Genomic DNA, 8,406 nt, shown 5'->3' on the forward strand with positions numbered 1-8,406 from the left:
CTCGCCGCAACCGTCATCTTCTGGCTATGAGTCCTGAGCCTAGCCTGGACAAACAACACCGCATCTGAAGCCCGAGGATCATTTCCTTTTTTCTTGGTGTCAGACGCTGTGCTGTATTCGAAGCTGCCCCACACGTCCCACACCGGGGGGGCGTTTGGATCAGTAGGAACAGCAACCTGTTGCGGCTGGGGAGCGGCCGGCACGCCGCTCTGACCCATGCCTACATCGAGCGCAGGAACAACCTTGCGGGCAGATGCTTCCACCTTGCCCACATAGCCATTCGTAAAGCCGCGCTGTGCATCTCCGGTATTGTATCGGGAGATTGTTACCCGAAGCGCCTTCTGCTGCGCCTCGTGGCTCTCACCGCCAACATAGGTATCGGATAGGATAATCGACGCCGCACCTATCGAAACACAGGGGTCAAACGCATCCTGAACCCGTAATCCAAGAGCGGGCAGGTTATGCGAATTGATCTGCATAAGCCCAAGATCGACCGAATGGCCGATCGAGATCAGTCGGCTTGCCAGCTCCGCAGCTTCGGCATCTGTTTCCAGATTGAACGCTTTTTTCGTGTTGTTGTCGTGAACCAGAAATGGATCAAACCCTGATTCAGTCTGCGCGATCGAGGCCAAAGTAATAGGCGCGACATTCGGACCGCATTTCAGCGCGAGCTGTCCGAAATCCTTTATTGCCAAAGGCTGCGCGCACACTTCGCCCGCTGCGAGCGGTAATAATAACGCGGCAGCAGCAAAGTGTGCGGTTTTTAGATTACTCTTTGTCGCCTTCCGACGTGACCATATCTGCGGGATGGTCGCCGAGATCTTCAGGAAGGACGCCCACGAACGTATGAAGCGCGTTGTCGCCAGACGGATAAATCGTGATCCGTCCGTCGTAGCCGATGCTGCGGATGGTCTTATAGAGACTGCCGAGATTCTTGTACGTTCGTACGCCTTCGGTTCGGAACCTGGAAAGAATCCTGAACGTGCGGCTTTGTGTCCAGTCCGCTCGGAAATAGACCACAAAGACCGGTCCTTCATCGCTGTCCGGTCGTGCGACGATGAAAACGCCCAAAATTTTCCCGCCGTCCCGAAGTCCGACCTTGATGTCTGCCAGCTCGAACGGTTCCAGCAAGTGACAATCCCCCTTCCTACAATAGCCTTCTCCTGAACGCGGAGAGGCCCAGCAGGAAAACAAACCGGGGCGTTAAGTTTTGGCAAGGCCGAAGAATTTCGCATGGCAAGGACGAAACCTCTCGTTTGAGACACCCGATCGTCAGCGATCTGACCGCATCGAAATATCTTGCCTTGTAGAAATATCGAATTTTTCTCACGAGCCGCAACAAAAAAAGCCTTGGTCCAAGAAGTCGTTCAGGCTGATGAAATGATCTCGAACAGCGGTAATCCGTGGAAATTTAGAACAAATTACGTTCGACTTCTGTCGAACATAACGGAATTGTGACAAATGTAAAGAAAACGATCAGGCGTGAACGACGATATTTGTTATGTGGGATTTTCACTTTTTTTCGTGGCAAAAATGGTGCTGAAATGCCGTTCATGCTCAAAATAAATTTGTATCACTTTGTATATTCGTACTGATATTATAAATACGGAAAAAGGCGTTATAAACGATTATTCCACGTTTCGTTTGATGGTTCTGTATACTGTTGGGCGAGAAATAGAGAATACATCAGCTAAATCACTGATAGAATACTCACCAGTTTCGTGCATTCTGCGTAATTCTTGCTGTTGCCTTACGCTAAGTTTTGGCTTTTTGCCTTTTAGTTTACCTTTTTGTTTGGCAATTAACATGCCTTCGCGTGTTCGCTGTCGCACCAAATCGACTTCAAACTCGGCAAATGTTGCCAAGACGTTAAAGAACATCTTGCCCATTGGGTCAGTCGGATCATAGACGTTCGAGCCGATTGCCAGCTTCGCCCCTTTGGAGGTCAGCATTTCGGCAATGCTTCGCGCATCGGGAACAGATCGGGCGAGGCGATCAAGCTTCGGCACGACAAGCGTGTCACCCCGCCTTACCGCAGCCAGTGCCTGGTCAAGACCCGGCCGCTCCCGCTTCGTGCCAGAATATCCAAAATCGACATAGATGCGATCTTCATCCACCCCGAGAGTAGCGAGGGCAGCGCGTTGCGCGGCCAGATCCTGTGTGTCCCGTGAGCAACGGGCGTAACCGATCAGCATCATGTAACGTAAAGCCCCCCTCTATTGAGATTATTACCGTACCACCCTTATGAGACGAACTTTGTGTAGGGTTTTCGTTCCGCTGTCACGTCTTTTGAAAGTGTCCGTTTAACGATCGTCTTATGAGACACTATTTTTAAGAGGAGAACGGCATTGTCGTACCGGCCCGCCCTCACCGCTGCTGTTTCCCAACTGGTTTCACGTTTGAATGTCTGCCTGGTGTCAACAGTCCGAACGGTATTGCCAGCGAGCTCGTCCAAAAATGCCGCGTGGCCTCATCCAGATTATTTCACCAGCCCATGCCGGCGCGGTCATAGTCCGTCGGTTCGCGGCTAATATCCTCGGGTGTCATGTCGATAACCCTCTAGACGGAGACGATCGTCTTGGTGGCCTCACTGTCCAGACGATGACCCTGCCTAGGGGGAGAGTATCCCGCGAAAAAACAGACTCGCATCAGAACGGCTTATAGGCCGGATATGACCATGTGCTGCTTCCTGGGCACTATCTGAGTAAGAAGATCATGAGGGCTCGTTTCCACCGCGGAACCCCGTTCGATCGCATACGATCAGCGAGCACCCGATCAGTCGCGAATGTGTTCTTGAACATCGGGGAGACAGCTAATCGCTTAGCGACAGCGGCTTTCTCGCGTCGCAGTCGTTTTCGCTCCCTGATAATCAGGATGTCTCTCAGAAAACCCATTCTTCGTTTCCTCCTAGGTCTGCGCATAGCGCCGCGCCGAAGGCGAGCGGCGCCCTCCCCTTAAATCTATCAAAAAAAATCTTATTGAAGTTGTCCGGTGGACTTGTGGTCAGAGCCGGAGCGTGTGGGCAGGTCGAAGAGCTGTCCACACGCTTCGAGCGTTCGCCCTTGGGCGACTGTCCACAAATCCACCGGAAAACCGCAGGCAACTACCGGAAAAACCTATCGGTTTATTTATCGGGAATCATACCGGTTTTAGGGGGGTGGTGATTGCACCGTCCTTACGGGTGGCGATTGCACCGTCTTTTGGGGTGGTGATTGCACCGCATCCGGGTGGCGATTGCACCGGGATAACTTTTTTATCCACAGAGGCGAGCCTTTCTCCAAAAAAGGTGGCGATTGCACCGTGTTTTTGGTGGCTGTGAGGCGGATAAAAGGGGTGGTGATTGCACCGTCTTTCCTGCGGAGATCCGCTTGGAAAAAGGGTGGCGATTGCACCGTCTGTTTCTGAGGACGAATCGGACGCAAAGGGGTGGCGATTGCACCGCACCGAGGATGTCGGAATCGCTCCCAAAAGGGTGGTGATTGCACCGTGATAAACCGGGAGACACGCTGTCCAAAGGGTGGTGATTGCACCGCCCATTATACCCGAATTTTTGAGTTAAGCCTCTGACCCAATTACTTTTTGAAAAGAGACAACGGTCTGTCGCGGGACAGGGGGTGGCGATGCGATCAGCCTCAGACCCGTTCGAACCTGTTCTAGCTTCGCATCCGGATAAACAGCCGAAACCTGTCGCAAGGCTATCAGGAATGCCTTCTTGAAATTCTTGTCGTCCGTATATTCCTGCCCAAACTGTAGCCGAAGGTTGGACCAGGTGAGCCGTTCGCCAGATCCCCGCACGCGATGAAGCCGATGGGCAAGCCACGTATAGATGTCGAGTGCCAGTGCGGAATGCTGCAAGCCCTCAAGTGCACGAGGATCAAGGGGGACGGCGTTTTCTTTTAACTCGTGCCAGAATTTCTCGGACAGTTCGATTGTGCTGTCTTTAGCGAGATTTTTGGTCCACGCATCGAATTCGTCTACCGGTCGGGCGTTCAGATTGCGCGACCCGTAACCGAGCTTCATTTCACAGGCGCACAAGGCGTTCATCTGTGCCCTGAATGCCTCACGGGATGGGCCGTTTTGGCTGATGTTCAGCCGTTTCATGAATTCGCTGATGGTCCGGCCGACCGCGACAGTGCGCGATTTGGTCCGGATGGCTTCGGTACTGATATGGAAGAGGGCCAGGCGCGGCTTTGTCCCATAAGGAACGAAGAGCTTTTCCCAATGACCGTCGTTGTACATTTCGCCGGCTGTAATGAGCAGGGACGCCTTGCCATTGTTTCGCTCGAAGCGCGTTTCCTTCGTCCTTTTGCGGGGGAGCCCGACTTGGCAGAGGACCGTGTGCATGAACTCAATGTCGTCAGGCGGTGTTGCCTGGATTTCGGCCGAGAGCTGGATGACGCGCGCGGTTGTCGGAGAAAGCACAAGCTCACTCTGTTCAGGCGGTGATTTGCGTTTGCTCATTCGTCCGATCCCTCTCTTCCCTGCTACGTTGTTCAGCATATTGCGTGTGACGCAAGGCTTGTTTGTCTGCTTGATGATTCTGATCCGACGTTATCGTTTCGGTGCAGGTGATGGAAACAGATTTTATTATTATTCATTTGCGGACAAACGAAAAAAACTTGCCACCATCCAATATGCGCGGGCCTGAGATCATATAGATTTTGCACAACAGATGTATTTGGTCTGAAGTGACAGGCGAACTGTTTCACGTATCGAGCTTCCCTAGAAGGGCTGCGTTCTCGATTTCTTTCAAAAGCGGATGCTCACCGCTTTCGATCGACTCCCGAATGTTCGATGCGCTCTTACTGTCAGAAATTTCTTCGTACAGATCCGTGCAGAGCTTTTTCCATCCCGGCCAGTAATTGCTCCGTGCGAACTCATTGGAATCCCAAATGTCTTCCCACCACGGCTGGGAGGGCAGGTCGTGAAGCAGTGCTGACGGGTTGTGCCAACCGTCCTGAAGCTGGCGGTAGGTGCGCTCGCTTGCGATGTGGCTCGTGATTGCGAGATCCGGGGCCAGATCGCACTCGCTGTAGACCTGATAAAGCAGGTGCCAGACCTGAGTAAGATTACGCAGGGAACTCCGACCGCCCCCGCCCGTGTCCTCGGATACAACGTAAGGCGTGCGGATAACCAGATCCTTGTCAGCCCACTGTTTCACCAGGAGCAATCCACCGCGTTCGCCGGCGCATCGGATGAACCGTAGCCCCTGAAGGTGTGTTTTCAGGGTTTTGGGGTCTGCATCGAGCAGCCACAGGACCCCTTGACCGGCATTCTCTGGAATTCGGTCATACTCGCAAAGATATGGGGTGCCCTCGCCATAAGCCAGCCAGTCTGCCGATACCGAGCAGTAAGCGGCAATGGCCTTGAGTTGGGAAAGGCTGGGCTCAGCTATCCCCTCAATCCATTGTGCAACAGGCGTGACGTGATCTTCTCCGATCGCGTCAGCCAGGCGCGCGGCGCTATATGGTGGACGTGTCGAGAAATCGCTTGCTCGCCCGTTTTCTGCGAGGGCAATCGCTTGCTGCAAGCGTTGTGAAACTGCCTCGACCTGCATCATGGCGGGCTGGTCTGCCCACGCCTTCAGCGCAATTCTCAGTTCGGCTTCGACGGATCGGGCCGACGCCCCGGCCTTGCGCTTCAGAGCATTGATAAGAGTGTCGTCTAAATTCCTGATTGTCAGACTTGGCACAGGATCATCCTCCTTCGATAGAAGAATGATTGCACCTAGATGCTATCACAATGCAATCATTATCTTGATTGCATTATTATCACCGTCCAGTGAATGAGAAAACGAGTAGGAGAATGCCGGGACAGTCGTCGTCCACTTCCCGCGCTTCGGATTTAAGATAGCCCGCTCGCAAGCCTGAGATTTCAACAAACGACTCATGCTGCGTGGAAAGCGGTAACTGATGCTGACACGAGTGAAACCCTCGTGTCAGCATGGTGCAGCTCGCTCAATGAATGGAGTTTGTCGCAGGGCCATGCAGGAACCACACTGCCCCTGAGTTAATCCTGACCAACGGCGAGCGTATAGCCGCGTTTCTGCCGATAACGGACCATTTTCGACAGCGCATTGATGGCCGTACCTTCGTCCGGATAGAGATCGAGACACTGCGATCCCGTCGTGCCGATCCGGCCCCACTGCCGCACGAGCGCCGCGCCGCCGAACAGGTCAGGTTGAACGGACATCGCATAAAAGCGCCATTCATTCAGCTCCGGTCGAATACGCCGAAGACGTGCCGTAAGCGGGAACAACGCGAGCTGGGCCGCCTTATGCAAGGCGGCGGATTTTTTCGACTGTCTGGATTTCATGACGGTCCTGCCCATAACCAGATTCTAGCACCGGACCAGCCGCGAGTACAGAAGAATGGAAGGGTCTAGGTCCAGATCTCAAGCGTGTCCCACGGCGCGGTAAAGCCGCCCTGGCTGGCCCTTGCAAGAGGCATTGTCGGGAAGTCGATCCAATGCGCTTTCATCCGGCGGCTCCATGATGTGCCGGCGCTGATCTCCTTGACGAGACAGCTTGCCACGGCTGCCGCACCATAAACACGAGTTCGCCGCACGACTTCCGTTCCGATATGAACGACTGTGGGTGCCTCCTGCTCTTTCGGAACATTGGGCTGATTGATGATCGGCGAGTTCCATAAGCGGGAATGATGGGCACAGATGTTGCGGACGAACGCAAGACACCTGATCCAGCTCACCAGCGTATCGGGAAGCAGACCGTATCGTGACGCGATCGCGAAGCGGTCCCGTGGGTGCGCCATGAACAGAAGCCAGGAAAGCGTGCCGAAATCCCAAGTCTCAACGGCCATCCAGATCGGCAGGGGCGAGCTGTAGGTGTCGAAAAACTGCTTTACCCAGCTTTCCTTCGAACGTCGGATCGACTGATTGGCCTTGTCGAGCCAATTCTGGTGGCGTGTGCCGTCGTGGAATGGTGTGTTCGCTCGGCGCGTGTCGAGGAAAGCTGGCGAGAGATGTGCCCACGGATCGCGCTTTCCGAGCGTGTGTGCCAGATCCACGCGCAATGCCACCTCAATCCGCTCGATTGCGTCTAGGAACAGAAGACGGAGCTGCTTGTCGAACAGGTAAAGATCGACTGCGTGGCGAAACTCAGCACCCGGTCGGAACTGGTCGGTGCGAATGATGCGGGACGGATCGCGAGGATCGGGGCCGTTCTGTTCGAAAGGCTCCCAATACGGTGCCAGACGCCCGTAACCAATGCGCTGAAGGTGATGGATCGCCTTGGTCCGGTCTGTCACTCCCAAGCCCCGGTTTATCAGGAGATCAACTTGATCGGCAAAACTGAGGTGGGGCTTGGTATAAGGCGGACGCATGTGCCTAAAAATAAAGAAGGCCGTCCCTTGATGTCCTGAGCTTGCGCGCAGCACAACAGCGGAGACGGCCATATTAAGTGGGCTTTTAAGCTGATACACGGCGGGAGTCAAGCATAAACGGAAACCGCGCTCCGTGCGTATCCTGTGACGTGCCCTTTAGTGTATCCTCTAGCGTGTCCTAAATATCGCGGTTCGCTCCACGGAAGCGCATCGCGGCGTCGGCGCGCGATGCCATTGAGCGACCTCACTGCAACACGCTTGTCTCTAGGATCGTATGATGATCTCGATGGATTCTTCCGGCACCCCGAGAAACATCGACAGACTTTTCTTCGCATCGCTTATGGAAAGTGGCCGCAAATCGGTGCCGGCATGACCGGCCTCCTTCTTTTCCTGTTCGGCAGGAAGACCAGGTTCTGCCAGAGGTATGCGCGCGATCGGCTTATGAGCTATTCCAGCACCAGCTCCCACACGCGAAACGGGGCTGCTGGCTTCTTCATCGTAGAGTGAAATCCAGATCCCTCTCCGCTTTTTCGGTACACTATGTCCGGCCTTGATCCGAGCCTGATATGCCCGGTCGAAGCGCGCGCGCATTTCATCACCTTCAATAAGATGCACCTGCGCAAAGCGCGGATTTTCCTTGTCATCTACAGAAACGGCCACGATCGCATCCACATCGGACAACGTGACCCAGGCATCACCGGCATCATTCCTCGGAAACGCAATCCATTGATCCTGCGTCGTCCTGATTGATACGATTCGTTCCTGGCTGCCTTTTGTAATCTTCCGAACGCTTCCTTTTCCGAAGCCGGGGATTTTCTCGACCTGCCATCCGTCATTCTCTAACGCATGAATGCCAGCTTCAAAGAGTTGTGACTTTCTGGCTGCCTTTTTGGGGTCTTCAAAGATATTCGCCATATCGGTCTGATTCCTCGCTGATTTCTTTCTGATAAATGGGGTATCATTGATTCGTCAATGAAATTCTTTCGTGACGAATGGATTTATCCCTCAAAGATCAGCGATGCGCGTGCGGGTTTTTTCGGGGGCTTGATCTCCGCTCTAGTTCGTA

General features: G+C 53.9%; 8 protein-coding genes. All 8 read right to left on the bottom strand.

The window, feature by feature from the left end; translation table 11 throughout:
• The coding region (locus tag B7444_RS17060) for a lytic transglycosylase domain-containing protein (RefSeq protein ID WP_252365372.1) at positions 1-695 on the bottom strand (695 nt) is incomplete at its 3' end.
• 73 nt (positions 696-768) lie between these two features.
• Positions 769-1,131: a hypothetical protein gene (locus B7444_RS17065; RefSeq protein WP_007284610.1), complete on the bottom strand. Its 363-nt coding sequence runs from the start codon at positions 1,129-1,131 to the stop codon at positions 769-771.
• Positions 1,132-1,628: 497 nt separating this feature from the next.
• Complete coding sequence (locus B7444_RS01110) at positions 1,629-2,198, bottom strand: recombinase family protein (protein ID WP_007284612.1); 570 nt, start codon at positions 2,196-2,198, stop codon at positions 1,629-1,631.
• A 1,357-nt stretch (positions 2,199-3,555) separates the two neighbouring features.
• Positions 3,556-4,461 (bottom strand): replication protein RepA, encoded by a 906-nt coding sequence (locus tag B7444_RS01120; RefSeq protein WP_007284615.1) that lies wholly within the window; start codon positions 4,459-4,461, stop codon positions 3,556-3,558.
• A gap of 244 nt (positions 4,462-4,705) precedes the next feature.
• The gene (locus B7444_RS01125) at positions 4,706-5,692 is read right to left on the bottom strand and encodes a FitA-like ribbon-helix-helix domain-containing protein (protein ID WP_007284617.1); all 987 of its coding nucleotides are present in this window, start codon (positions 5,690-5,692) and stop codon (positions 4,706-4,708) included.
• A gap of 317 nt (positions 5,693-6,009) precedes the next feature.
• Positions 6,010-6,315 (bottom strand): WGR domain-containing protein, encoded by a 306-nt coding sequence (locus tag B7444_RS01130; RefSeq protein ID WP_035730650.1) that lies wholly within the window; start codon positions 6,313-6,315, stop codon positions 6,010-6,012.
• Positions 6,316-6,380: 65 nt separating this feature from the next.
• Positions 6,381-7,265, bottom strand: coding sequence for an Abi family protein (locus tag B7444_RS01135; protein WP_007284619.1), 885 nt, complete (start codon positions 7,263-7,265; stop codon positions 6,381-6,383).
• A 339-nt stretch (positions 7,266-7,604) separates the two neighbouring features.
• Entirely contained in the window at positions 7,605-8,255 is a 651-nt protein-coding gene (locus B7444_RS01140; protein ID WP_007284620.1) for a hypothetical protein, read from the bottom strand.
• Positions 8,256-8,406: the final 151 nt, after the last annotated feature.

Origin of the sequence: Gluconobacter thailandicus F149-1 = NBRC 100600 (assembly GCF_000964465.1) — a bacterium.
In the GTDB taxonomy this organism is placed as follows: Bacteria; Pseudomonadota; Alphaproteobacteria; order Acetobacterales; family Acetobacteraceae; genus Gluconobacter; species Gluconobacter thailandicus.

Bases quoted from the DNA above. Each gene is read 5' to 3' on its own strand.
- B7444_RS01140 (WP_007284620.1), bottom strand. From the start codon at position 8,255: ATGGCGAATATCTTTGAAGACCCCAAAAAGGCAGCCAGAAAGTCACAA.
- B7444_RS01110 (WP_007284612.1), bottom strand. From the start codon at position 2,198: ATGATGCTGATCGGTTACGCCCGTTGCTCACGGGACACACAGGATCTG.
- B7444_RS01130 (WP_035730650.1), bottom strand. From the start codon at position 6,315: ATGAAATCCAGACAGTCGAAAAAATCCGCCGCCTTGCATAAGGCGGCC.
- B7444_RS01120 (WP_007284615.1), bottom strand. From the start codon at position 4,461: ATGAGCAAACGCAAATCACCGCCTGAACAGAGTGAGCTTGTGCTTTCT.